The 24439-nt window shown below is 38.8% G+C and carries 25 protein-coding genes and 1 other annotated feature; of the genes, 18 read left to right on the forward strand and 7 right to left on the reverse strand.

What is annotated here, in order from left to right:
- Positions 1-123: 123 nt before the first annotated feature.
- The 7 genes from V6984_RS04595 (at position 124) to V6984_RS04625 (ending at position 6310) form a co-directional block, all read left to right on the forward strand.
- A complete protein-coding gene (locus V6984_RS04595; protein WP_342758624.1) occupies positions 124-969 on the forward strand; it encodes an energy-coupling factor transporter ATPase in 846 nt (281 codons plus the stop codon).
- A 60-nt stretch (positions 970-1029) separates the two neighbouring features.
- Positions 1030-1878, forward strand: a complete 849-nt coding sequence (locus V6984_RS04600) for an energy-coupling factor transporter ATPase (protein WP_342758625.1) — start codon at positions 1030-1032, stop codon at positions 1876-1878.
- Positions 1879-1886: 8 nt separating this feature from the next.
- A complete protein-coding gene (locus V6984_RS04605) occupies positions 1887-2693 on the forward strand; it encodes an energy-coupling factor transporter transmembrane component T (protein WP_342758626.1) in 807 nt (268 codons plus the stop codon).
- Entirely contained in the window at positions 2690-3427 is a 738-nt protein-coding gene (gene truA / locus V6984_RS04610) for a tRNA pseudouridine(38-40) synthase TruA (protein WP_342758627.1), read from the forward strand. The genes V6984_RS04605 and truA overlap by 4 nt, the downstream gene beginning before the upstream one ends.
- Before the next feature lie 365 nt (positions 3428-3792).
- The gene (gene rplM, locus V6984_RS04615) at positions 3793-4221 is read left to right on the forward strand and encodes a 50S ribosomal protein L13 (RefSeq protein ID WP_342758628.1); all 429 of its coding nucleotides are present in this window, start codon (positions 3793-3795) and stop codon (positions 4219-4221) included.
- 28 nt (positions 4222-4249) lie between these two features.
- A complete protein-coding gene (gene rpsI / locus V6984_RS04620) occupies positions 4250-4645 on the forward strand; it encodes a 30S ribosomal protein S9 (protein ID WP_342758629.1) in 396 nt (131 codons plus the stop codon).
- 630 nt (positions 4646-5275) lie between these two features.
- On the forward strand, positions 5276-6310 hold the full coding sequence (locus V6984_RS04625; protein WP_342758630.1) for a hypothetical protein: 1035 nt from the start codon (positions 5276-5278) through the stop codon (positions 6308-6310).
- Between the two features lie 370 nt (positions 6311-6680).
- On the opposite strand, the gene V6984_RS04630 is transcribed toward V6984_RS04625, so the two are convergent.
- Positions 6681-7598 carry a LysR family transcriptional regulator gene (locus V6984_RS04630; RefSeq protein ID WP_342758631.1) on the reverse strand — a complete coding sequence of 306 codons (918 nt, stop codon included), beginning with the start codon at positions 7596-7598 and terminating at the stop codon, positions 6681-6683.
- Positions 7599-7715: 117 nt separating this feature from the next.
- On the opposite strand from V6984_RS04630, the gene V6984_RS04635 reads away from it, so the two are divergent.
- The 4 genes from V6984_RS04635 (at position 7716) to aspS (ending at position 11251) form a co-directional block, all read left to right on the forward strand.
- Positions 7716-8234, forward strand: coding sequence for a hypothetical protein (locus V6984_RS04635; RefSeq protein ID WP_342758632.1), 519 nt, complete (start codon positions 7716-7718; stop codon positions 8232-8234).
- A gap of 234 nt (positions 8235-8468) precedes the next feature.
- A complete protein-coding gene (locus V6984_RS04640) occupies positions 8469-8729 on the forward strand; it encodes a CD3324 family protein (RefSeq protein ID WP_342758633.1) in 261 nt (86 codons plus the stop codon).
- Between the two features lie 246 nt (positions 8730-8975).
- Positions 8976-9299, forward strand: coding sequence for a DUF1062 domain-containing protein (locus V6984_RS22305; protein WP_425324230.1), 324 nt, complete (start codon positions 8976-8978; stop codon positions 9297-9299).
- A gap of 626 nt (positions 9300-9925) precedes the next feature.
- Complete coding sequence (gene aspS, locus V6984_RS04645; RefSeq protein ID WP_342758634.1) at positions 9926-11251, forward strand: aspartate--tRNA(Asn) ligase; 1326 nt, start codon at positions 9926-9928, stop codon at positions 11249-11251.
- Between the two features lie 198 nt (positions 11252-11449).
- Here aspS and V6984_RS04650 read toward each other — a convergent pair whose 3' ends face one another.
- The 5 genes from V6984_RS04650 to V6984_RS04670 form a co-directional block, all read right to left on the reverse strand.
- Complete coding sequence (locus V6984_RS04650; protein ID WP_342758635.1) at positions 11450-11944, reverse strand: DDE-type integrase/transposase/recombinase; 495 nt, start codon at positions 11942-11944, stop codon at positions 11450-11452.
- Between the two features lie 96 nt (positions 11945-12040).
- Positions 12041-12232 carry a hypothetical protein gene (locus tag V6984_RS04655; protein ID WP_342755954.1) on the reverse strand — a complete coding sequence of 64 codons (192 nt, stop codon included), beginning with the start codon at positions 12230-12232 and terminating at the stop codon, positions 12041-12043.
- A gap of 1 nt (position 12233) precedes the next feature.
- The gene (istB, locus tag V6984_RS04660) at positions 12234-13070 is read right to left on the reverse strand and encodes an IS21-like element helper ATPase IstB (RefSeq protein WP_342755953.1); all 837 of its coding nucleotides are present in this window, start codon (positions 13068-13070) and stop codon (positions 12234-12236) included.
- The gene (gene istA / locus V6984_RS04665) at positions 13063-14544 is read right to left on the reverse strand and encodes an IS21 family transposase (RefSeq protein ID WP_425324244.1); all 1482 of its coding nucleotides are present in this window, start codon (positions 14542-14544) and stop codon (positions 13063-13065) included. Before istA ends, istB begins: the two co-directional genes overlap by 8 nt.
- Positions 14545-14624: 80 nt before the next feature.
- On the reverse strand, positions 14625-15149 hold the full coding sequence (locus V6984_RS04670; RefSeq protein ID WP_342758636.1) for a helix-turn-helix domain-containing protein: 525 nt from the start codon (positions 15147-15149) through the stop codon (positions 14625-14627).
- A gap of 506 nt (positions 15150-15655) precedes the next feature.
- Here V6984_RS04670 and rsgA point away from each other — a divergent pair.
- Both rsgA and V6984_RS04680 read left to right on the forward strand, forming a co-directional pair.
- Entirely contained in the window at positions 15656-16666 is a 1011-nt protein-coding gene (gene rsgA, locus V6984_RS04675) for a ribosome small subunit-dependent GTPase A (RefSeq protein ID WP_342758637.1), read from the forward strand.
- Entirely contained in the window at positions 16666-17304 is a 639-nt protein-coding gene (locus V6984_RS04680; protein WP_342758638.1) for an N-acetyltransferase, read from the forward strand. The genes rsgA and V6984_RS04680 overlap by 1 nt, the downstream gene beginning before the upstream one ends.
- Positions 17305-17496: 192 nt before the next feature.
- On the opposite strand, the gene V6984_RS04685 is transcribed toward V6984_RS04680, so the two are convergent.
- Positions 17497-18720: a transposase gene (locus V6984_RS04685; RefSeq protein WP_342756217.1), complete on the reverse strand. Its 1224-nt coding sequence runs from the start codon at positions 18718-18720 to the stop codon at positions 17497-17499.
- A gap of 251 nt (positions 18721-18971) precedes the next feature.
- Positions 18972-19215, forward strand: a binding site (T-box leader).
- A 60-nt stretch (positions 19216-19275) separates the two neighbouring features.
- Between V6984_RS04685 and V6984_RS04690 the strand changes: the two genes are divergently transcribed.
- The 5 genes from V6984_RS04690 to V6984_RS04710 all read left to right on the forward strand — a co-directional run bounded on the left by V6984_RS04690 (position 19276) and on the right by V6984_RS04710 (position 24390).
- The gene (locus V6984_RS04690; protein WP_342758639.1) at positions 19276-21057 is read left to right on the forward strand and encodes an alanine--tRNA ligase; all 1782 of its coding nucleotides are present in this window, start codon (positions 19276-19278) and stop codon (positions 21055-21057) included.
- A 109-nt stretch (positions 21058-21166) separates the two neighbouring features.
- Positions 21167-22378, forward strand: a complete 1212-nt coding sequence (locus V6984_RS04695) for a DNA glycosylase AlkZ-like family protein (RefSeq protein ID WP_342758640.1) — start codon at positions 21167-21169, stop codon at positions 22376-22378.
- A gap of 107 nt (positions 22379-22485) precedes the next feature.
- Positions 22486-22851, forward strand: a complete 366-nt coding sequence (locus tag V6984_RS04700) for a RidA family protein (RefSeq protein ID WP_342758641.1) — start codon at positions 22486-22488, stop codon at positions 22849-22851.
- A gap of 93 nt (positions 22852-22944) precedes the next feature.
- Positions 22945-23781 carry an RNA polymerase sigma factor gene (locus V6984_RS04705; RefSeq protein ID WP_342758642.1) on the forward strand — a complete coding sequence of 279 codons (837 nt, stop codon included), beginning with the start codon at positions 22945-22947 and terminating at the stop codon, positions 23779-23781.
- A 165-nt stretch (positions 23782-23946) separates the two neighbouring features.
- Positions 23947-24390: a VOC family protein gene (locus tag V6984_RS04710; RefSeq protein WP_342758643.1), complete on the forward strand. Its 444-nt coding sequence runs from the start codon at positions 23947-23949 to the stop codon at positions 24388-24390.
- Positions 24391-24439: the final 49 nt, after the last annotated feature.

A 24439-nucleotide genomic window follows, 5' to 3' on the forward strand; every position in this document is an offset into this window, starting at 1 on the left:
GTACGCATCACTTTTTTTGATTTATAGCGTCAAAGCAGTGGAATATCTTGTAATTATCAATATTTTCTAGTACAATAAAAAACGTGACAAAATGTAAACTAATTTAAAGGTTTAGGATAACAAATGGGAATTATAGAAGCCAAAAAATTAATTTTTGAATATATCAGGCGGGATGAGGACGGCAATGTGGAGGGAATCACCCGCGCGGTGGACGAAGTGGACCTGGATGTAAAGCAGGGAGACTTTGTCGCTATTCTCGGGCACAACGGTTCCGGTAAATCCACACTGGCAAAGCATATGAATGCCATTCTCTATCCTACGGAGGGAACGGTCTGGGTAGACGGCAAGGATACGACCAATGAAGAATATCTTTGGGATATCAGGCAGAATGCGGGAATGGTTTTTCAGAATCCGGACAACCAGATTATCGGTCAGGTGGTAGAAGAGGATGTGGGCTTCGGACCGGAAAATATGGGAGTCCCGACAAACGAAATATGGGAACGGGTGGAAGAGAGTCTGAAAGCGGTAGGAATGTATAAATATAGAAAGCATTCGCCTAACAAGCTGTCTGGAGGACAGAAGCAAAGGGTATCTATTGCGGGGGTCATCGCGATGCACCCTAAGTGCATCATATTGGATGAGCCGACGGCGATGCTCGATCCCAACGGCCGCAGGGAGGTAATCCGGGCGGTCCGCGCACTGAATCAAGCGGAGGGCATTACGGTAATACTCATTACTCATTATATGGAAGAAATTATTCATGCGGATAGAGCCGTGGTTATGGATAAGGGACATATCGCCATGCAGGGCACACCGAGAGAAATTTTTTCACAAGTGGAAAAGCTGAAGGAACTGCGTCTGGATGTGCCGCAGGTTACCTTGTTGGCTTACGAACTGAAAAAAAGCGGGATAAATCTTCCGGATGGAATTTTGACCTGTGAAGAGCTTATGCTTGAGCTTAAGCTATAGTGCTTAGACTGCAAGGAAGAGAGATAACGCGCTAAAAAGTCGCGAATGAGGTGGAAACAGATGGCAATCATTTTGGACCATGTAAGCTATGTATATGAAAAAGGGACATCGATGGAGATAGCGGCCTTAAAGGACATTAATCTCGTAATACCCGACGGTCAGTTCATAGGGCTTATCGGGCATACGGGTTCCGGCAAGTCCACGCTGGTACAGCATTTGAACGGACTTATGAATCCCACATCGGGACATATCTATTATAACGGAGAAGATATAGGGGATTCCGGTTTCAATAAGAAGAAATTGAGGAGTGATGTAGGATTGGTGTTCCAGTATCCCGAGCATCAGCTTTTTGAAATAGATGTTTTTTCGGATGTGTGTTTCGGTCCCAAGAATATGGGATTTACGGAAAAAGAAGTACAGCTTCGTGCCTATGAAGCTTTAAAGCAGGTGGGGCTGGAGGATGAGTATTTTTACCAGTCTCCTTTTGACCTGTCAGGCGGGCAGAAACGAAGGGTTGCTATTGCCGGTGTACTTGCTATGAAGCCGGAGGTGCTCATTTTGGATGAGCCGACGGCCGGCCTGGACCCGAAGGGACGGGATGAGATACTGGATCAGATAGCGAAGCTTCGGGAAGAAACAGGAATTACGGTAGTTCTCGTTTCCCATAGCATGGAGGATGTGGCGAAATATGTGGATCGCATCATTGTTATGAATCAGGGCAGCATCATGTATGACGACGAGCCGAGAAACGTGTTTCGTCACTATAAGGAGCTGGAAGAAGTAGGACTGGCAGCACCTCAGGTAACCTATATTATGCAGGCATTTCGGGAAAAAGGATATTTGGTGAATGCGGACGTGATTACGATAGAAGAAGCCAGGGATGAGATTCTTCGGGTGCTTAAGAGGTAGGAGAAAAGATGCTAAGAGATATTACGTTAGGACAATATTATCATGCGGACTCGGTAATACATAAGCTTGACCCCCGGGTGAAGCTGGTTACCACGCTGCTGTTTATTATTTCATTATTTATAGTGAATAATTTTATAGGTTATATCATAGCGGGTGTATTCCTTGTTTGTCTTATAAAGGTCTCCAAGGTTCCGTTCCGGTTTATTGTAAGGGGTATGAAAGCTATTGTATTTCTGCTCATTTTAGCAGTGGTGTTCAATCTCTTTTTGACCCCGGGAGAGGTGTTATTTTCCTTTTGGAAACTGACGATAACGAAGGAGGGTATACGGACGGCCGTATTTATGGCAATCAGGCTGACCTTTCTTATCATAGGCTCTTCCCTGATGACGCTTACTACTACGCCGAATCAGTTAACGGACGGCATGGAAAAGCTGCTGTCTCCTCTTAAGAAACTGCATGTGCCTGTGCACGAGATTTCTATGATGATGGCGATTGCGCTTCGGTTTATTCCTATTTTATTAGAAGAGACCGATAAAATAATGAAGGCACAAATTGCCCGAGGTGCGGACTTCGAAAGCGGCAATCTAATCAAAAAGGCGAAAAGTCTCGTGCCGCTTCTTGTCCCTCTTTTCCTTTCCGCTTTCCGTCGTGCCAACGATTTGGCGATGGCGATGGAAGCGAGATGCTATAGGGGGGGAGACAACCGGACGAAGATGAAGCCGCTGGTATACCGTAGGCAGGATGCATTCGCTTACGCGGCGGTATGGTCATATGTAGCTTTTTGCGTTTATTTTGGGAGAATCTTTACATTATGAAACGTGTGATGTTGACAGTCGCTTATGACGGCACCGCATACAGCGGTTTTCAAGTGCAGGAAAATGCGAAGACAATCGAAGGGGAGCTGAACAGATGCCTGTCCGGCCTTTTTTCGGAGGACATAAAAGTAATCGGAGCGAGCAGGACGGATGCGGGAGTGCATGCGCTCTGTAACGTGGCGGTGTTCGATACCAATGCCAGAATGCCCGGAGAGAAGATATCTTATGCGTTGAACCAACGCTTGCCGGAGGATATCCGCATACGCAGGTCCAAGGAGGTGGAGGCGGATTTTCATCCCCGCCGCTGCGAGAGCAGGAAGACGTATGAGTACAGAATCATTAATTCGCAGTTTCCTTTACCGACGAAAAGGCTTTATACTCATTTTACTTATATTCCACTCGACGTAATCAGGATGCAAGCTGCGGCGCTATATCTCGTTGGCGAGCACGACTTCAAAAGCTTCTCCAGCATAGCCAGTCAGGCGGAAACCACGGTAAGGACTATATATGACCTTCAGGTAAAGCAGGAAGGCGAGGAAATCATAATCCGTGTAACCGGAAATGGTTTCTTATATAATATGGTAAGGATTATCGCGGGAACGCTTATAGAGGTAGGAAAAGGGAGATGGGAGGCAGAATATGTGCCGGACATCCTGAATGCGCTGGATCGGACGGCAGCAGGGCCTACAGCTCCGGCCCGCGGACTTATGTTAACTAATTATGAATTTCTGTAATGATGTCTTCCGGGATGTACTGAATACAGAGCTTGCAGTAATAGAATAAGCTTTAGATAAGCGGCATGAGATCGGGAAAATTTGTTGAAATTAAGGTTGACACACGCGGAAGCGTATAATATAATAATTCAATGTGACAATGTTTAATAATGTAAAGCCAAAGCCCCGGCAGTACATTATAAATATAATAGCGAAGGAACTCGTGATGCGTGTTTCTTATGAGAAGAAAGCTTGTCGGTAAGCGAGCCGAAGGTGTGGCCGGACATCCGCACCATGGTAAGATTACAGACAGTAACAATGAAAAGAAATAGTTTGATTTATGGAAATCAAACGAAGAAAATTGATTTAAGGTTGGAGGTAACATAATGAAAACTTTTATGGCTAGTCCGGCTACTATCGAGAGAAAATGGTATGTAGTTGACGCTGCGGATATGACACTCGGACGTTTGGCATCTGAAGTTGCTAAAGTTTTAAGAGGTAAGAACAAACCGATTTTTACACCTCATATCGACACAGGCGATTATGTAGTTGTAATTAATGCGGCAAAAATAAAAGTAACAGGTAAAAAATTAGACCAGAAGATTTACTATCATCACTCCGATTATGTAGGCGGTATGAAAGAGACTACATTGAAGGAAATGTTAGCTAAAAAACCTGAAAGAGTTGTAGAACTTGCTGTGAAAGGCATGCTTCCGAAGGGACCTTTAGGAAGAGATATGTACAGAAAACTTCATGTATACGCAGGTGCAGAGCACGATCAGATAGCTCAGAAACCTGAAGTATTAACATTTTAATTAAGAGGACTGAAAGGAGAAAATTAAAATGGCTAAGGCAGCAAATTGCTACGGAACTGGCAGAAGAAAAAAATCGATTGCGAGAGTATATTTAGTACCCGGCAAAGGTAATATCATTATAAATAAAAGAGACATCAATGATTATTTTGGATTAGAGACATTAAAGGTTATCGTTCGTCAGCCTCTTACCGCTACGGATACATTGGACAAATTCGATGTAAAGGTTAACGTACACGGCGGCGGATACACAGGTCAGGCAGGAGCTATCAGACACGGCATTGCAAGAGCATTGCTTCAGGCTGATGTAGATTTCAGACCGGTACTCAAGAAAGCAGGCTATTTAACGAGAGACCCTCGTATGAAAGAAAGAAAGAAATACGGTCTCAAAGCCGCAAGACGCGCACCCCAGTTTTCAAAGAGATAAGCAGACAGAAAATCGAATTACAGCAGAACCCCGAAAAACGTTGTGTTTTCGGGGTTTTTATATTTGTTAAATAGCAAAGAACGCTTGTAAATGGTATCAAAATTTAGAGGTAACTTACACATAACTAACACGTAACTGACAAATAAAATAGATATACTAAATAGAAAAATTATTGATTGTAAGAAGTGAATCCGTATGATAGAATATGCCCAAGGACAATCGTGTTGCAGGGTGTGTTGACCTCATTCTAAAAGAATGGGGGTGATGCCTATGAAAAATCGTTTTGATTTTAAGGATTTGATGACTTTTGGTCTATTCCTTTTGGCATTACTTACATTTGTTTTTACGTTTTGTAAGTAGCTGTACATAGCAAAACCACCCTATAAACTTTGGACGGTTAAGGGTGGCTTCGCTTCTCATATAATCGGTCAACCCCTTGTGGGCGGTTGTTCCTTTTCTATCTATAATATATCATAAGAATTTATTTAATTCAACAGAAATTTGAGCAATGAAGCTGTGCAGGCTAGAGATAGCATATTGCTACCCCATATGTTATTATAAATGTGTTAATTATTTTTGTGAAAAAGGGAAAAGTTGATGCGAAAGACATATATGTTTATATACGGATTTATGATAAAAAATAAGGATAAGATTAAGAATATTAATAAAAATGAAAAATTTCTAATTTTCTATAAAAAATTAAAGAAGTGTTTAAAAGGATTATATGGAGTTGCATCGGTAGTGTCTACACTAACAATTTTTCTTGGTGGGTTATATTATTTGGTGGGCCAAATTACAAATAATAATCAATCGGATAATGATTTGATTATGCAACAAATCAAAGATGAGATTTGTGATGATGAACAAATCGTAAATATGGAAAATGTAGATATACATGGGTTTGGAAATAATTCTATTATTGTCACATCTTGTAATGCAGGAAATGTAAAATGGGATGGGGAAGATAAAAATAAATTTGTTATCATGGATAGCGTTGAAAACGAAATATTGCATAGTATGAATGACTTATTAGGGGTGAAAAGTAGATATAAACCTACATTTACATATAGTATTGAAGCGGAAGGAATGCATTTATATCCTGTGATTAATTGTGTGTCTAATATATTTGGTGATTCTACTAAAGAAATATTAATCAATTACTATGTTTGGGGAAGTACATATAGTGCATATTATACAGCAATATTTAGATATTCCTATGAGCATGAAAAATATGAAATAGTAGGTACATATCCGATTGTAGAAAAAAATAACCTTACACGATATGATGAGAATGGGAATATAGTTTATAACAAAAGTTTGTTGATTGATACTAAATTTAATCAAGTAATATGTGAAAGTAAGGAAGTTGATGAGTTTTGTGATTTTGATAAGTCATTTAATTTAACAGCATATTCAGGTTATTGTCGTGATTATTGGGCAGAATTTAGTAATATAGGAAAAATGTTGGTTGTAGTGAAACATGATAGATATAGTGACGAAGTACTCATTAATTGTTATCAGCCATCATGGAAGGAAACGGAAAAGAAATTGAGATGGAATACAATATATTCAGAGTATACATCGGAAATATTGGCAGGTTATACAAAGGATGATTTAGCAAAATGGATAGAAAACAAGTTTAATTGTCATGTAAGCATGTATTAGCAAGGCAGCGTAGAAGATTATCAAAATCTGTGGGTAACTAACACATAACTGACAAAAGAGTATAGAACCTTATATAATCAGCATTCTAAGTTACCAAAGAGATAAGCAGTTATCTGCGAAACAGACGCATATACAAAGCCCCGGAATGCTTGCATTCAAGGGGCTTTTTTATATGTGGATGGTTCATTGGAACGCAAGAATGACCGAGGATTTGCAAAGCAAATTAGAGGTTATTTCTGCGTTCGCAGATAATTCTACAAGTTTTCCAAGAGATAATGCGAAGCGGAATCGAGGTTCTTCCTGCGTTCGCAGATGACGGAAGGCCACGGATAACGGAATGTCGCAGATAAATGCTCATTATTCGATTTGTCTATACGTGATGATTGCTCATAGTGTGCTCATTAATCTTTTCGATAACCTCAGTGGCGATATGAATAAATTGCTTTAAAGTAAAAGATAACCATTTATCATGATGCCAGATCAGTTGGGATCGAATGTTATAATCACATACATAATCCAAAGGAACTAACTGGCCACTGATTATTTCAGAATTGGCAGCAGCTTCTGGCAATATGCAGACGCCAAGACCGCTTTGAGTCAGATTTTTTATTGCCTGAATACTTTCTGTTTCCAAGATGATTTTAGGAATGACACCATTTCGCTCCAAATCATTCAAAAAGTTTCTTCGATAATATGCTGCGGATTCTGTAAGAATCAAGGGAATATTTTCAAAGTCCTTTGCACAAAGATTTTTTTTGGAGGCTAATTGATAATCTGGAGAAGCAAGAACGAGAATGGGTTCTGTTGATTCGGCGGTATATTCAATTTCCGGTATTTTATTTAGGTAGCCAATCGTGTAAGCTAAATCAATTTTATTTTCTCTTAACTCAGTTAAAAATTCAGAGCATTTTAAAATCTTCAGATAAATGTCGACATTAGGATATGCCTGCTTAAATTCTTTGATAATGGCAGGCATTTTTTCGATACATAGAGAATCACAGATACCAATTTGTATGGAATTTGTTTCACCGGTTGTTTCCAATACTAAGTCGTTTATTTTTTCTGAAAGTTTTAATAATTGGCGTACGGAAGGTAACAGTTGTTGACCTGCATGGGTTAACGTTACTTTTTTGCCAATTCTATCAAAAAGTTGAACACCTAATTCTTCTTCCAGTTTTTTGATATGCAGGGTGATACACGATTGAGTATATCCCAGATTATTTGCAGCTTTTGTAAAATTGAGCTCCTTACTTAGGATATAAAAAGTTTGTAATTGTTTTATCTCCATAATGACTCCTTCTTTTGATAACAAAAAATGATTAATATAATAATATTAATTAATTTTACTAATCAATAACTAGATGTTATCATTTTTTTATAAAACAGACAACAGAAAGGATAAAAAATGGAAGTATTTATGAAAGCACTGATAAGTGAAAATAGAAGCGCTAAGATTCCAGAAGAAAAAGATTATTTCGGAAAATTAATTGGAGAGTGGGAGTTTTCCTGGCATGATGGAATTGGAACTGAGAAGGAAAGAATTGTAAAAGGAGAATGGATATTTTCCAGAATCTTAGAAGGAACAGGCATACAGGATTTGTTCATATGTCCATCCAGGGAGGAAAGAAAAAAAATAAAGGAGCCTGATGCAGAATATGGAACGACAATAAGAACCTATAATCCAAAAACTGGGAATTGGGATATTTATTACTGTTGTTACGGAGAAAGCACAAGACTTGAGGCGGTAAAAGAAGAGGATAAAATAATATTAACTGAAATAACGAAAGGTGAGATGAAATGGATGTTTTCTGATATACAGGAAAATAGTTTCTTGTGGCAACGAATAATTAAAAATGAAGAGGGGGGATGGACGGTAAATTGTAATTGCCAGGCTGTTAGAAAAATAATTGATGAAATACTATAAAAATATTAACATCTATTGTATAATATTACGTAGAATAGTTACCTTGATATAATAATAGTTAAAATATATCGAAGAAAAGAGATAAATATCAATTATTCAAATATTTCTGCAGGAGGATTACTTTTTATGAGAAAATTTATTATTTTTGCATAGCACTAGCTATTGCAATTTTATAATATGAAATTTGTTATAGCTATTGCTAACCTAAAGAATTTAATAATTTAGGAGGCAAATATGGGCTATAGAAAAGCGGAAGAAATTCTGCCAATGGAAATAATAGAATTAATACATAAATATGTGGATGGAGAAAATATTTATATTCCCAGAAAAGAAAATCAAAGAAAAGAATGGGGAAACAACACTTTTATACGGCAGGAATTGGAAGATCGGAATTTTCAGATATTTACTGACTTTCAAAATGGGCATAAAGTTCAGGATTTATCAATTAAGTATTTTTATCGGAGAAAAGTATCCAACGTATTTTACGTAAAATGAAATGAATATTGTCATATTTGAGCTGATCCAAAGAAATTTGTATCGGCTCATTCTTTTTTAGAAAAATATTTAAGGTGGGAATTAAATGTAATATTTCCTAAAATTAAATAAGAAATTAACATAGGAGGAACATTTTTATGACTACCCCAGTTTGTTTTGCATAGCAAAGGCTATTTCAAATAAAAATCAGATGATTATGTAATAGCACTTTGCAAATCCATTTATAAATTCTAAAGGAAATGCAAAATGAACTATTTAAGAAAAATAGAATATACAATAATACAGAAGGAATCTTTTAAAATACTAAAAAATTGTTCGGGATGTGGTTGTAAAGCAGTGTTTCATAATACAAATTGCTTTCGTGTAAATGCAAATGGTAATAAAATAGATATATGGTTGATCTATCAATGTATAAAGTGTAAACATACTCATAATTTGACGGTCTACGAAAGATGTAAACCGGAGTCCATATTGCGGCAGGAATATGAGGGATATTTAAGTAATTCCAGTGAATTAGCATTTGCGTATGGAACAGATAGCAATTTTTTCGCAAAGGTGATTTACTGGTAGTTAGCAGCAGTTATGCACTCAAAATACGAACCGATAAAGTTGCAGCTGAGATTTTAAATCTTACGAGGTCCGGAGTTAAAGGATTAGAAAAGTCCGGAGCTATTGTTGTGGCAGAAGAAAAACAGGAACATAAAATCATTATTGAAATAGAGAGGGATATAAATAGTGATGGAGCTGTTTAAAGTAATGCATTCAGGTGATGAGGACATCTTTTTTGTTGACCATAAATTAATAATATGCTATATTATCTCTTAATAATAAATGGAGGCTGCTGTAATGAATCAGTATCAACAATATGAAATGTTGAATAGGGACGACGATTTATAGCGCTTGTAACCGTGATGTAAGAATCATAGGTGCAAGCGCTAAACGTGTTGTGCCTATGTGGAGAAATATACTAAGAGCCACATTGGTAAATTAATTTTACTTGTGTGGCTCTTTTTTTAGCCATACAGGTAACTGAAAGGTTGTGATTGTATGGGGCATATAGATTATGTCCTCATGGATTTGTGATTTTTTTAAGAAAGATGAATTCAGGAGGATAGTGTGAAAAATGAATGTTTCACACGCAACTTTGTGCCTGTGGCCCAAAGTTTGCAGGTTATGAGAAAGGCATGGTTATTAAAATGATAAAACTAACAGGAAAATTAGAAAAAGTAGCCGTAGAAGCAGATGAATTAAAAAATCAAATAGGTAATACAGTGCAAATACATGGCAGTATTTACAAAATCAGAAAAATGAGTGATTTTGCATTTGTATTATTAAGAGCAAAAAGAGAAATTGTCCAGTGCATATATACGAAGGAAACCTCCGAATTTCCATTAGAGAAATTAGTGGAGGAAAGCTGTGTTATAGTTACGGCATATGTTCAGGAAGAAAACAGATCAAAAACTGGATATGATCTTCAAATTAGAAATATTAATGTATTGTCAGCCCCTGAAGCATCGAGTCCAATTGTAATCAATAATAAGTATGTAGATACTTCCATTGAAAAATTACTTGATTTTAGGCCAATTACATTAAGAAATGAAAAAGAGCGGGCTATATTTAAAATTCAGGAAGGAATAGTGGATGGAATACGTGAGTTCTTAAAAAAAGAAAAATTCACAGAAATTCGTACTCCCAAAATTGTTTATGCTGGTGCAGAAGGTGGTGCTAACATATTTCATCTGGAGTATTTTGGAAGAAATGCTTATTTAGCGCAGAGTCCACAATTCTATAAACAAATGATGGTTGGTGTATATGAGAGAGTATTTGAAATTGCACCGGTTTATCGAGCTGAGAAGCATGATACTTCCAGACACCTTAATGAGTACACAAGCGTAGATTTTGAAATGGGGTATATCAATAGTTTCGAAGAAATTATGCAGATGGAAACCCTGATGTTGAGATACACTTTTCAATATCTCCAAAAAAAATATGAATCTGAAATAAAGCTGTTAAGAATAAACTTGCCAGTCATTCATGAGATTCCTGTGATTACTTTTAAAGAGGCAAAAGAATTGATTGCAAAAGAATATCATAGGGAAATAAATGATTTAGATGATTTTGAGCCTGAAGAAGAAAAATTACTTTGTAGATGGATAAAGGAGGAAACCGTAAGTGATTTTGTTTTTGTAACCGGCTATCCAAGTAAAAAACGTCCTTTTTATGCCATGGAGAGTAAAGAAAACAGGGAAGAAACCTTAAGCTTTGATCTTTTGTTCAGAGGGCTGGAGATTACTACTGGTGGTCAAAGAATACATTCCTATCAAGAGCAGATTGAAAAGATGAAAAGGAGAGACATGGATATAGAACAGTTTCAAAGCTATCTCATGATGCATAAATATGGTATGCCGCCGCATGGAGGATTGGGGTTAGGATTGGAACGTTTTACCAGCAGGCTATTAGAACAGGAAAATGTACGATTTTCTACATTATTTCCCAGAGACATTAATAGATTAGTCCCATAGGTCAAGATACAGATTTTCATAGGACATTTTTGGGTGAAGCAATTTGCCGGAAAATGTCCTTTTATTAATAAGAGTAGGGCGCAAAGTGTGTTGCTCGATGTTTTCATTCTTTTATATCTTGTCAACTGCATCGATTATGCTAATAATGTACTAACTCATGCTAAAAACAAATTAATATGTAGGTTTGTCAAACATATGTTACAGTGACCGTAAATAATTCTTTAATATCTCTGCGGGAGATTTCCATCCAAGGGGCCTCATGGGAAAGCGGTTATAATCCCTTGTGTTATAGATCTTTAACTGTCTGCCAAAGTCCTCCAATGAGTAGAATCGATGGGTGGCATAAAAGCGTTCATTGTCTTTTCTGTGGCTGCGCTCTACCTTCCCATTATGTCTTGGAGTGAAGGGACGGATCAACTTATGACGGATGCCATGCTGCTGTAGCCTTACCTGAAAAAGAGTCGGTTTATCGCAACCACCATAAGAAGCAAACCGCTTGGTGAATTCCTGCCCATTATCGGTCTGCACACACTCGATGGGTAAGGGAAATGCTTTGATCAGGTGCTCCAAAAACTGTGAGGAAGAATAAGAACTGTGTTCTTCAAAGGCTTCCACGAAACGCCATCGGGAGAATTCATCGATGGCTGTGTATTGATAAAAACGCTTCCCTTTGGCATCACCTGTGATTGTCAATAAAAAAGTCCCAAAAATAGCGGAGAAAATTCCCCACTTTATTTACCCGGGAAAAAGCACCGCTATGGATGCTTTTTCCAGTTTTTTACTGTCTTTTTACACCATGGGTAATACGCCATGCCATAATTCATAATCAGGAATTGCGATATCATTCTTCATAAGCAATAATTCCAGCTCTTTATTACGCTGTTTGAGCAGTTCAGCTTTTCTTTGCTCATCATCAAGCATATCTCTCAGTATATCCGCCGCTTCTATCGCTTCGTTTCGTGTCAGCCTGTTTTCTTTCATCTCATAAATCCCCGCTTTCTTCGGTCTCTTCCATTTCGCTCAAACCTTCCTTTGTTCCATTTCCTGAACTCTCTTTTTTCGGTCTGCCCCGCCGTTTCACAGCGCTGATCCGTTCCCGTTCTTTCATCCGGTAGCTTTCACCTTCTATAGTTATAAAGCTGCAGTGGTGCACAAAACGGTCAAGAATGGCCGTTGCCAGTACCGGGTCAAAAAGAATGCTCCCCCATTCATCAAACTGCTTATTGGAAGTAATGATGGTAGAGGCTGTCTCGTATCTTTTGGAAATCACTTCATAAAGATCGTCCACATTTGTCTGGCCCAGCTTCTTGAGCCCAAACTCATCAATTACCAGCAGATCCGGTGAAATGTATTTCTTCAGTTTCTGGCGGAAAGAGTTGTCCGCACGGGATATGTATAAATCCTCCATCATTTCCGAAAGCGTGGTGAACAGCACCGTGTACCCCTGTTCAATCGCTTTTATGCCAAGTGCGATGGAGAGATGAGTCTTACCGGTTCCGGGAAGTCCGATAAAAGCTATATTTTCTTTTTTCCGGATAAACTCGCAGGTCCCAAGGGCATAGATGACCTGACGGTTCAGGCAGGGCTGCCATGAAAAGTTGAATTCTTCCATTGTTTTATGCTGGGGCATGCGCGAACGCTTCATCCGATCGTTACGTCTGTTTCTTGAGCGGTTAAGATTTTCATCATTTATGAGCAGTTCAAGAAATTCGATATAGGACATCTGTTCCTTTGCTGCCTGTTGGGCCCGCATATCCGCTGTTTGGAGAATTCCGGCAAGATGGAGCTTTTTTATCTTTTCCTGTAAGGAATCATTCATGGGAGATCACCCCCAGTCCTGTCATTTGACGGTAATCCGACAGTTTCCTGATTTTGCTTCTTCCTTCCATGGACAGTTCCTGTTCATCCTCCAGTGGAAGATGGTACAGACCGCTTTCACAGATCTTTTTTACTGCCCGGTAGGTAATGTTTCCATAATGGCATGCCCTTTGGCAGGCCTTGTCTACGGCATCCTCCCCATATTTTTTTCGGAGTGCCAGGATACCGGAAATGCTCCGGTAATGATGGCACTGGTACATCTCCGTATCCTTAAATGCTTCCAGAAATGCCAGCGCGCCTGTCCCCACCTGTGCCATTTTTTCGCGATAGCTTGACAAAAGCTCCTCCTGTGTTATTGTTTTGGTAGATGGGTAATGACTCTTATCCGTCACATGTTCGCCCTTTGCATTCCCGCACAGACTGTGGAGGGCGATCTCTTTTCCGGCATGGTAGATTTTCAATAAATGATTCACTTCGATGACATCCACTTCCATTCCGATATAAGTGTAAGGCACGGAATAATAATTGCCGTCATGAACGATATGGCAGTCTGTCCTTACGGTGGCGGCCCCGGATTTTGAAAAGAGAAAGTCCTGCGCAGGAAGCGGCTTTAAATATGCTTTTTCTGTCTCAAGATATACGGTTTCCGGTTTTCGGCTTGTAGTCCCGTGTATCCGACGGTTTGCCGTTTCTTTCAGCCATGACAGGAGAAACCGCTTTGCTTCTTCGATTTCTTTAAAATCCCGTCCCTTAAAGCAGTTTTCTTTTACGTATCTCACGTTCGATTCTACTTTCCCTTTATCGGTTGGTGTGTATACCCGGCACGGATTGGGAAGGAAGCCATAGTGCCCGGCAAAAGCGGCATAGGTGCGCTGCACGGTCGGCTCATAAAAGTCTGCCTCAACGATAGCAGCCTTTAAGTTGTCGATCTTTACGGTCTGGGGAACTCCGCCAAAGTACCGGAATGCCTCTGTGTGGCACCGGATGAAGGTCTGCACGCTCTGATCCAGAGTAACAGCAACGTACATGTAGCGGGAGTAGCTCAAAGACATGACAAAGATCCATGCTTTGCGCGGTGTTCCATTTACTCTCAAGGTTCCGATATAACCGAAATCTACCTGTGCCTCTTCGCCCGGCAGGGAATGCAGCACCATGTAGGCGTGAGGCTGGGATTTCCTTATTTTTTTCACATAATCGCGCAGGGTGGTATAACCGCAGGCAACGCCGAACTCTTTTTGCAGATCCTGGTGGATGCGGGTAATGGACAATTCCTTGGATAACTGGATTTCTATGTATTCCTTGTATTCATCCAGCATGGACGGCCAGGTTCCCTCCTGTGTTTCCTGTGGCAGCTCCTTTCCCTGCGTTTCTTCTCTGAGCACTTTGCGTACTGTTTTTCTGTCAATGCTAAGCATCTTCCCAATCTGGGTTTTGTTGTATCCTTTCTGATACAGAGTCATGATTGTAGTTTTCATGTCTACCTCCAGCATAATAAAATTTTCCTCCTTATGGGGAGAGTCCTTTGTTACGCTTTCAGTATAACTTGGTCTTTACGTTAGGCATAACAAGGTGGGGAATTTTCTCCGCCAAAAGTGGGTATTTTTATTATGCCATTCACAGCATCACCTGTCAGGCAGACAGAAGGGACAAATTTGACGTCGATCTGGATGCGCTGTCCGGGATAGCTCATGGCTTCGTAAGGCTTAGGGATGTACTTGGGATTTGGAGGTCTTCGTGCCAGAATGCCCTGTTTTCTCAGGAAGCGATAGAGTCCGGGGATGGAGCGGGAGTATCCCCGCTGCATGAGCTTGACCCAAAGGACGACCAGTCCGGCATCTGGATTGCGTCTGCGCATATCCGAAATGAGCTTCCTTTCGGCATCGGTATGCTGGTTGGGGTGATGGTGAGGTTTTCTGGAACGGTCCCTAAGGGATTCGATAGAACCATCAAAACGACGTTTCCAACGATAAATATACTGTCTGTTGGTCTTATATCTGACAGCGGCCTTGGAGACACCATACTTATCCGCGTAATGAATGAGAGATAGACGATACCTCATATCCTGTGTTATACTAGCCATGCGAGAATACGCTCCTTTGTGTAGGTTTTTGTTGTGGTGACTTAAATATAACACAAAAAGGTATTCTCGCTTTTTATTATTTAGTTTTGTAACATATGTATTGTAATCCTACACTAACTCATGCTAAAAACAAATTAATAAATATTGACTCAGAAAATAATATATGTTATCTTGATAATAATTGGAAGTCACATATCCAAAATAAAGCTTAAGCAATTTCGAAAGGAGATAAACTATGAAAAAATCGAATGTAAATGAGGTAGTTGCAGACTAATTGAATATTGGGCATGTTATAAGATGAATTTCTTGGAATGCCACTTTTATACTCTTATGAATAGCTTAACTTACGTTAAACACATGATAGGATGTGTTTTTTTTGTACTCTTTTTTCGTGGATCGTATCGCAGTTGTAGCTTTTATGGGCTTTTACTGTGGCTTTTTTATGCCCTTTTTTGATTGGTTGATATGCTGTTTATTGCAATGAGAAGGAAAGAGAGGCGCTATATTTGAAAGAAAGAATCGAAGGTTTTGTTACGGCAGTTCATAGGGATCGCTATGAGGTATATGTAAATGGTGAGAATTTTTATGCAAGATTAAAAACGGGAGTTTATTATTCGGATGAACGAGAAGAGGAGTTCCCCACAGTAGGGGATAATGTTGTATTAGCATATAATTCCACGGGAGACAGTCTGATAATCAAGACGAAGGAAAGAAAATCTAAGTTTTCAAGAAAAGATCCGGATATTGGAAAGGGAGAGCAGATTATTGCTGCGAATTTTGATTATGTTTTTATTATGATGTCACTTAATTTCGACTTTAATCTCAAACGTCTGGAGCGATATATAACTGCTTCATGGCAAAGCGGAGCACAGCCGGTCATTGTACTTACAAAGACGGATATCGCAGAAGATGTGGAGAAAAAAGTGGAATTGGTCAGTCAAATAGCATTGGGTGCGGATATTTATACGGTTAGTACAATTACAGGCGAAGGGATGGAACCGCTGAAAAAGTATTTAGAACCGGATAAGACAATTGTATTCTTAGGCTCATCAGGAGTTGGAAAATCTACTTTCACTAACTATTTACTCGGAAGAGAAGTTATGGAGACGGCGGGGATTAGAGAAGAGGATTCCAAAGGCCATCATACGACAACCCACCGTCAGCTGTTTGTATTGGATAATGGCACAAAGATTATTGACACACCGGGAATGCGGGAGCTGGGTATGTGGATTGTTGAAGATGGAATGGATTATAGTTTTTCTGATATAATCAGTTTGGCTGTGCAATGCAGATTCAGCGACTGTACTCATACGGGCGAGCCGGATTGTGCGGTTAGAAGCGCTTTGCAAAATGGGACATTAACCGATGCCAGATGGAAAAATTATTTAAAGCTTCAAAGAGAATCAGATTTTCAAGCAGAAAAAGAAAGCAGAAATAAATCGAGAGAGAGTAAGAAGACTAATAAAAAAATGGTGAGGAATTCGTCAAAAGTAAATAGCAAAATGGAGGAATGGTAATGGAGATTGAAAGCGCGGGGAATGAGATGAGAAATCTAATAATAAGAAAAGAAACCAAAGATGATTATTATAATGCGGAATATATGACGAAGAAAGCCTTCTGGAATCTGCATCGTCCGGGATGTGATGAGCATTATCTGGTTCATTTGCTTAGAGGCAGTGCAGACTACATGGAAGATCTAAGCCGGGTTGCAGAATTAGACAATAAAATCGTGGGAGGGATTTATTATTCCAAAGCATATGTCCTGGATGGAAATGCGAGGGCGGATGTGTTGACTTTTGGACCGCTATGTGTAGATCCGGATTACCAAAACAAAGGCATAGGAGGAAAATTGTTAGAGATAACGATAAAAGAAGCAAGAGAACAAGGATATAAGGGAATTATTATCTTTGGTGAACCGGGATATTATCCTAAGCATGGATTTAAGACTTGTGATCGATATGGAATCACCACGAAAGAAGGGAAGAACTTTGATGCGTTCATGGGGTATGAGATAGTACCGAATGCTTTTGGCGATATTCATGGAGAGTTTTATGAATCAGAAATATTTGAACAATTATATACGGACAGAGTGGAAGAATATGATAAGAAATTTCCTTATATGGAGAAATTAAAACTACCGGGACAATGGTCGTGAAACGCATTTTCAATAATATGTTCTAAAATAATATTCTTGAGTTTCCGTAAAATGTAATTTTTAAAAAATATAACTTCTCCTAAAGTACCAATCTGTCTTTTTTTTGAAAAATAAAAGGACAATACTTCGAATAGAGTCACCGAAACAAGCCCCGTGGGAACCGGACTTTGGGAGAAATATTATGTTATCTATTTATGCGATCAGCTTAAAGCAAAGTTGACGGTATGCAGGACGTTTTGTTCTGAACCAAAGCCTGACACCTTCTTTTGCATACGACAGTATACCAGAGATACCTTTCGCTAATCGGTAATAGCAGAATTGAACTTTTTCCTTTATAGGAGCTGCTGTCTGTATGATTGAAACTTTTAGGGCATTTGTTTCTGCTTTCATTGAAACCAGCGCAAGAAATGCCATACACATGGTAATGTAAAAATTTAGAGCATTGATTGCTTTCAGTTTCCGAACTCGGAAGTTTTCGAACTGGAAGACCTGTTTCTTGCAGCGGAAATATTCCTCGATGCGCCAGCGGGAGAAATAAAGTCTTGCAATCCGGATTACATCATCTCTGGATTTTAATTCTTTGTTCGTTGCGAGCATCATCGGATACTCTGTGATGCCATAGACAAGAACCAGAAAAATGTCTTTTCTGGATGCGGTGATCTGAACCTTCACATGGGATAGATAAGCCTCCCGTTTTTTACCTTTATAGAATACAGGTGTCGTGATTTTACCTTTCCGACGATTTCGAAGTTCTGTGGCAGCTACCCATTTGTTATGGAAAAGGAGCTTTCTTTTAGCAGTAAGCCGAATCACATAGTCCTGTTTTAATTCATCAAGCTTAAGGAACATCTTATTATCATCATAGCCCCGGTCCATAACAAAAGTAGCTTTTCCAAACATTGCTTTTCCACGCTCCATGGCATCGAAGGTAACGCTATTGACAGAGGTGAAGGTCTTTTCTTTTGAAGAATGGATTTTGGAGTAAATGCTGACAGGATGATTGTCTTTTGTCATGACACAGGCCTCTGTTACATGGTAGCCTTTCTCGTAGACATTTTTTGTTTTAGTACTTTTGGAACCATCCCTTACCATACCAAGAGCCTCAAACTTATATCCGTCAGGCTTGATGACGTCACTGTCATCGATATGGATTACCGGATCATCGGGCACCCATTTACGAACAGTTTGAAGATAAGAAAGTAAGGCTTGTTTGGAAGTCCCTTTATTTAAATGTCTGGTAAGGCGCTCAACACTGTTGACCTTTTTAGAGTCTTCGTGAAGTTGATCTGCAATATCAGTCAGAAGACAACTACCAGAAGCTAACATGCCATAGGTCATGTCCGAAGTAAACTTTTTGTCCGGTTTGGAAAGCTTACGGGATATTTTGTTTGAAAAAGATAAAATTTCACGTTTCAAAGTGTAGGTTTTTGTAGTAGAATTAAGCATGAGGAATCCCTTTCTTTATTGTTTAGTGTAGATTTTGTTTCGCAACTTAATTCTACTACAAAAGGACTGGTGATTCCTTATATTTTGGGCATTTTCTGAAAGTTGTTCATTGCATTACTAGTGAAACAAGGGGTTTGTGGATAAAACTACGAAAACTCAAGAAAATAATATTCAATTGACAGATACAGTTCCGACGTGATACTATACACCTAACTTAAAACGAAAAGGCTTTGATGAGGAATAGTAAGTATTAGGGATTTCACAGAGAGAAGATGGATGGTGCGAATCTTCATTGATCTAATATGGAAGCAGCCTCTGAGCTTTGAACCGAACAGTATAATCTTAGTAGGCTTCAACGGAATTCCGCCGTTATTTTGGAAACAATATCGGAGATATCCCGTATTGATTGAGAGCAGAGAAATCTGAAATTAGGTGGTAACACGGACATGATAGTTCGCCCTAAGTTGACAATGAGTCAGCTTAGGGCTTTTTGTTTTGAGTAAATAAACAGAAAGGAGCATTTTAATGACAGCAAATGAATTAAGAACAATGTATGTAAATTTTTTTGAAGAAAGGGGGCACAAAGAAATTGCATCTGCTTCACTTTTGCCGGAAAATGATCCGATGGTTTTATTTACTACTGCAGGGATGCACCCCTTAGTGCCTTATCTGCTTGGTGAGAATCATCCCCAGGGAAAGCGCCTTACAGATATTCAAAAATGTGTAAGGACCGGAGATGTTGAGGAGGTTGGGGACGATACACATTTAACATTTTTTGAAATGCTGGGGAATTGGTCATTAGGAGATTATTTCAAGGAAGAAGCAATATCAATGAGTTTTGATTTACTGACAAATGTTCTGAATATCCCCGTAGAACGTCTTGCGGTAACTGTTTTTGCAGGTGATTTACTTGTACCGAAGGATATTGAGACCGGGGTCATATGGAAGAACAAGGGGTTAAAAGAGGAACAAATATTTTACTATGGCAGAGAAGAAAATTGGTGGGGCCCCGCAGGACAGACGGGACCGTGCGGTCCGGATACAGAGATATTTTATGATATGGGAAAGCCAAAGTGCAGCATAGATTGTGGACCATCATGTAAATGCGGGAAATATGTTGAGATATGGAACAATGTATTTATGCAATTTAATAAAGAGGCGGATGGAAGCTTTAAAGAATTAAAGCAGAAAAATGTGGACACAGGTATGGGGCTTGAAAGAGTTTTGACAGTATTTAATGGAAAAACCAATGTTTATGACACAGAATTATTTGTACCCGTAATGACTCATTTAAATAATCTTATAAGTGGATTGAATAAGCAAATGTCAATGAGAAATAAACGGATTATCTGTGAGCATATTAGAGCTGTCAGTTTTATTCTGGGGGATTCCAAGAGGATTAGTCCGTCTAATACGGAACAGGGCTATATCTTACGACGTTTGATCCGCAGGATGATAAGGCTGTTTAAGAAATCAGGAATAGATCACAATTTTTTATGCGATTTGGCGAGAGTCATAATCGATCAGTATAAGAATATCTATAAAGAGCTTGGTGAAAATGAAAACTTTATCGTAGACCAGTTACAAAAGGAATTTGAATTATTTACAAAAACATTGGATGCCGGTTTAAAAAAGGCGGAAAAGTGTCTTGAAAGCGTTGGAGCAAACGGTATTCTAAATGGAGAGCTGGCATTTAAATTATTCGACACATATGGTTTCCCGATTGAGTTTACTTGTGAATTGGCACAGGAAAAGGGATGTCGCGTTGATTTAGAGGAATTCCAAAGCAAATATTCAGAGCATCAGAGCAAATCGAGAAATGGTGCAGGAGAGAAATTCAAAGGCGGATTAGCTGACAATAGTATACAGACAGCCAGACTCCATACAGCAACACATTTATTAAACGGCGCGTTACGTAAAGTACTTGGAAATGAGATATATCAAAGAGGAAGTAATATTACGCCTGAAAGACTTCGGTTTGATTTTTCTTTTAACAGGAAAGTGACGGAGGAAGAACTCGCAGAAATTTCAAGAATTGTTAATGAGGCAATTGAAAAGAAGATAAAAGTATCTATGAAAGAAATGGCGATCGAGGAGGCTTATCAATCAGGTGCGATTGGAGTATTTTCGAGCAAATATGAAGAAAAAGTAAAAGTCTATTCCATACCGGGTTACTCCAACGAGATCTGTGGAGGACCGCATGCGGAGAATACAGGAGAACTAGGCGCTTTCAAGATCATTAAGGAAGAAGCTTCTTCAGCGGGAGTAAGGCGAATAAAAGCGGTAATTTTGAATGAGTCTGAATGAGTATTTTGGAGAACCTGCATGTATTGCAACGAAATAGTGAAATAATTTGAAGAAGTGTGACATACAGGTGTCATACTTCTTTTGTTATATTTGCTTTAACGGAGGGCATATGAACAGAGAAGTAATAATTTCAATGGAAGAAGCAAGGAATTTTTTGGTAAATTACCATAATTTGAATCAGGCAAGGAATCTAAAAGGAATAGAGGGGGTGATGGAGTGTTTTCGCCAAATGAAAAGTATACAATACGATCCGTTGAATGTTGTCGGTCGAAATGCAGATTTGGTCCTGCAGGCCAGAGTAAGCGGATATGAGCCGGGCATGTTATATGAACTGCTTTATCAAAGATATGAATTAATTGATGGGTTTGATAAAGAAATGTGTATTTATGAAGCTGATGATTTCAATAAATTCAGAAGGATAAGAGCTGCCTGCGGAGAGACGGCAAAGGAGAGATTGGCCTGTAGAGAACAGTTTGATGCATTAAATGTGCTGGATGATGTGAGAGAACACGTTAAGAGGTACGGACTCACCAGCAGTAAAGATATATCGATAGGTGAGAGCAGAGCGAGCCGCTGGGGGCATAAAAAGCTTTCCAGTGCTGCCTTGGATTATCTTTACTGTACCGGAGAATTAAGTGTTAAGGAAAAAAGAGGGACTCATAAATATTATGATTTTACGGAAAATGTAGTGCCAAAGGAGATACTGGCACAAGAGGATTCCAAAAGCGACAGACAATTTTTGGAATGGTATATCAAACGAAGGATACAAAGTGTAGGTTTGTTATGGAATAAAAGCGGGGGTGCATGGCAGGGACATTTTATATCAAATATAAAGTTGAGAGAGGAAATTCTGGCTCATTTGGTTCATATAGGTGAAGTGCAAATGGTTCTGATTGAAGGGATTGAATCACCATTTTATATGATTAGCAAAGATGAAAGATTTTTTGATGTTAACTTGGAAAAGAAACATGTAAAGTTTTTGGCACCGCTTGATAATATGCTATGGGATCGGGAGATGATAAACAGACTGTTTGATTTCAATTATCGATGGGAGGTCTATACTCCAATAGATAAGCGCAAATACGGATATTATGTTCTTCCTGTTCTATATGGAAATCAATTGATCGCGAGGTTTGAACCGGAAAAGCCCAAGAAAAATGAGCCGTTTTCCATCAAAAACTGGTGGTGTGAAAAAAATATAACTATTACGGATGAATTGTTAGAGCAGATACAACATTCAATTGAGGATTTCGCAAGGTATCTGTCCGTACAGTGTCTGGACACATATGAAGATATTATTTTAAAGCAGGAAGAAGAGTGAAAATATTTTCTAAGACAGTAAAATACGCAGTCTAAGAAAGTCTAAGTTTCACTCAACAAGCTTGTTTGACCGCAAACTTGCAGATTATGATAGAATGGAGATTAATTATGAACAGGATAATTAGAACGGATGTTAATGAAGAGTGCGCATATTCCGGAATCGTGGAGGCCGGTGACTATGTATTTCTCAGCTTCTGCGTAGGAAACGTAGGAGGAACAGTTGAAGAACAGGTTCATGGAGCACTCGATGATATGGAAAGACGTTTGAAAAAAGTAAATCTGTCATTGCATAATGTGGTAAAGATGGATGTTTTATTAAAGGATGTCTGGAATATTCCGGTTATGGAAAAAGTATTTAAGGAGCGGTTTGAAGGCATATACCCTGCGAGAAAGACGATACAGACAGCGTTCGCACATAGCGGGGGACCGGATGAGCTGCACGTTCAGATCGATGCAATTGCGTACAAAGAATAGGGTACAAGAGAAACTTCAGAGGACATTTTTCGGTGGAAGTATTGCTGAAATGTGTCCTCTTTTACATTGCTATTATTCGTTCGAACGAATATAATGAAGAAAAAACTTTTAACTATTGATTTGAGTACGCTTGGCGACGCACAGATGGGGATAAAAATGGAATATATTTCTATTGAAACGATAGTAGAACAATACGGCAGCTATGTTTATAATTTAGCATTTAAGCTGTCGGGTAAAGCTGAAAAGGCAGAGGATCTGGCGCAAGAAACCTTCATAAAGGCATGGAAGCATCTTGAAAACTTAAAAGAACCTGCAGCACTAAAAAAATGGCTTCATGTAATATGTGTGAATGAATTTAAGATGATGATAAGGAAACAAGCTCGCGAAAATATTGATTACATAGAGAATATTGAAGATTTGGAAAATGATTCTGACCTTCTGAGCGATGTTCAGGAAATAGTCGTTGATGAAATCATTATGGCTGAGGAAATGATTAAAATACGGAATGGATGCTTTTTGGCAATGGCTCGGAAACTTTCCTTGAATCAAAGGATAACTTTTTCTTTGGTTGATATGTTTGGATTATCGATCAAAGAGGTCGCTGATATATTGGATATTACGCCAAAAGCGGTTAAGGGATTGCTATACAGGGCAAGGATGAATCTGGATGCCTTTTTTCAGGGACACTGCAATATTCTGGATATAAAAAATCCGTGCCGGTGCGAAGCATGGAGTGAATTCTACCTTACACGTGAGAAGCTTCAGGAGGCTATGAAAAAGAGCCTGCCTGATTATAAGGAAAAAGAATATTCATTTGATTTGGAAACCAGGAATAAAATAGCATTTTACTATCGCCGTATTCCGGAAATGCAGCCGCCAAAGCAGTGGTATCAAAATATTATTCTGTTAATCGGAAGTTTATATAAATAAAAGCTTTTCACCCGGGCCTTTTATATAAATGCAGCATCTTTATCTATGAGGAGGAAAATATCATGATATCTGACGATATCTTTGCTGAATTAGGAAAGAAAAGGAGTGATGAAAGGCAGTAATAAAAATGGAGGTATGCATAATTAGTAGGAGGTAAGTGATAGAGTGGATAAAAAGTTGAATAAAAATGTATATTCAACTATTGATTTGAGTGTGCGTCGCAACGCACAGATGGGTATAAAAATGAAAAATTATGATAACTTTTTTCTTCCTGTCGGTGATATGGAAGAAGCTAAAAAATATTATGGAGAATTATTAGGACTACAGATGAAATTTGACTTTACTGATAAGGGGATGATTGCATATAATGTTGGAAATGAGGAACCTGCAATTATTTTAAAGGATAAAAGCAAATTCGAGGATTTAAAGCCGACCATATGGTTTGAAGTATCCGATGTTATGAAGAAATATGAGGAAATGAAAGGAATGGGAATAGTTTTCTTATCAGAACCATTCAAGATAAAAACAGGATATGCCGTCGAATTTGAAGACCCGTTCGGAAACCGCTTGGGAATAACAGATTATTTAATCCCCGTTACAAGTGCCTAGGAGCTTACTTGATGAAATGAAAGCGTTACATGATTACCGGGATTAAATT

This window comes from Kineothrix sp. IPX-CK, assembly GCF_039134705.1.
GTDB classification, from domain to species: Bacteria; Bacillota; Clostridia; order Lachnospirales; family Lachnospiraceae; genus Kineothrix; species Kineothrix sedimenti.

Bases quoted from the DNA above. Each gene is read 5' to 3' on its own strand.
- V6984_RS04595 (WP_342758624.1), top strand. From the start codon at position 124: ATGGGAATTATAGAAGCCAAAAAATTAATTTTTGAATATATCAGGCGG.
- V6984_RS04600 (WP_342758625.1), top strand. From the start codon at position 1,030: ATGGCAATCATTTTGGACCATGTAAGCTATGTATATGAAAAAGGGACA.
- V6984_RS04605 (WP_342758626.1), top strand. From the start codon at position 1,887: ATGCTAAGAGATATTACGTTAGGACAATATTATCATGCGGACTCGGTA.
- truA (WP_342758627.1), top strand. From the start codon at position 2,690: ATGAAACGTGTGATGTTGACAGTCGCTTATGACGGCACCGCATACAGC.
- rplM (WP_342758628.1), top strand. From the start codon at position 3,793: ATGAAAACTTTTATGGCTAGTCCGGCTACTATCGAGAGAAAATGGTAT.
- rpsI (WP_342758629.1), top strand. From the start codon at position 4,250: ATGGCTAAGGCAGCAAATTGCTACGGAACTGGCAGAAGAAAAAAATCG.
- V6984_RS04625 (WP_342758630.1), top strand. From the start codon at position 5,276: ATGATAAAAAATAAGGATAAGATTAAGAATATTAATAAAAATGAAAAA.
- V6984_RS04630 (WP_342758631.1), bottom strand. From the start codon at position 7,598: ATGGAGATAAAACAATTACAAACTTTTTATATCCTAAGTAAGGAGCTC.
- V6984_RS04635 (WP_342758632.1), top strand. From the start codon at position 7,716: ATGGAAGTATTTATGAAAGCACTGATAAGTGAAAATAGAAGCGCTAAG.
- V6984_RS04640 (WP_342758633.1), top strand. From the start codon at position 8,469: ATGGGCTATAGAAAAGCGGAAGAAATTCTGCCAATGGAAATAATAGAA.
- V6984_RS22305 (WP_425324230.1), top strand. From the start codon at position 8,976: ATGAACTATTTAAGAAAAATAGAATATACAATAATACAGAAGGAATCT.
- aspS (WP_342758634.1), top strand. From the start codon at position 9,926: ATGATAAAACTAACAGGAAAATTAGAAAAAGTAGCCGTAGAAGCAGAT.
- V6984_RS04655 (WP_342755954.1), bottom strand. From the start codon at position 12,232: ATGAAAGAAAACAGGCTGACACGAAACGAAGCGATAGAAGCGGCGGAT.
- istB (WP_342755953.1), bottom strand. From the start codon at position 13,070: ATGAATGATTCCTTACAGGAAAAGATAAAAAAGCTCCATCTTGCCGGA.
- istA (WP_425324244.1), bottom strand. From the start codon at position 14,544: ATGAAAACTACAATCATGACTCTGTATCAGAAAGGATACAACAAAACC.
- V6984_RS04670 (WP_342758636.1), bottom strand. From the start codon at position 15,149: ATGGCTAGTATAACACAGGATATGAGGTATCGTCTATCTCTCATTCAT.
- V6984_RS04680 (WP_342758638.1), top strand. From the start codon at position 16,666: ATGGAGATTGAAAGCGCGGGGAATGAGATGAGAAATCTAATAATAAGA.
- V6984_RS04690 (WP_342758639.1), top strand. From the start codon at position 19,276: ATGACAGCAAATGAATTAAGAACAATGTATGTAAATTTTTTTGAAGAA.
- V6984_RS04695 (WP_342758640.1), top strand. From the start codon at position 21,167: ATGAACAGAGAAGTAATAATTTCAATGGAAGAAGCAAGGAATTTTTTG.
- V6984_RS04700 (WP_342758641.1), top strand. From the start codon at position 22,486: ATGAACAGGATAATTAGAACGGATGTTAATGAAGAGTGCGCATATTCC.
- V6984_RS04705 (WP_342758642.1), top strand. From the start codon at position 22,945: ATGAAGAAAAAACTTTTAACTATTGATTTGAGTACGCTTGGCGACGCA.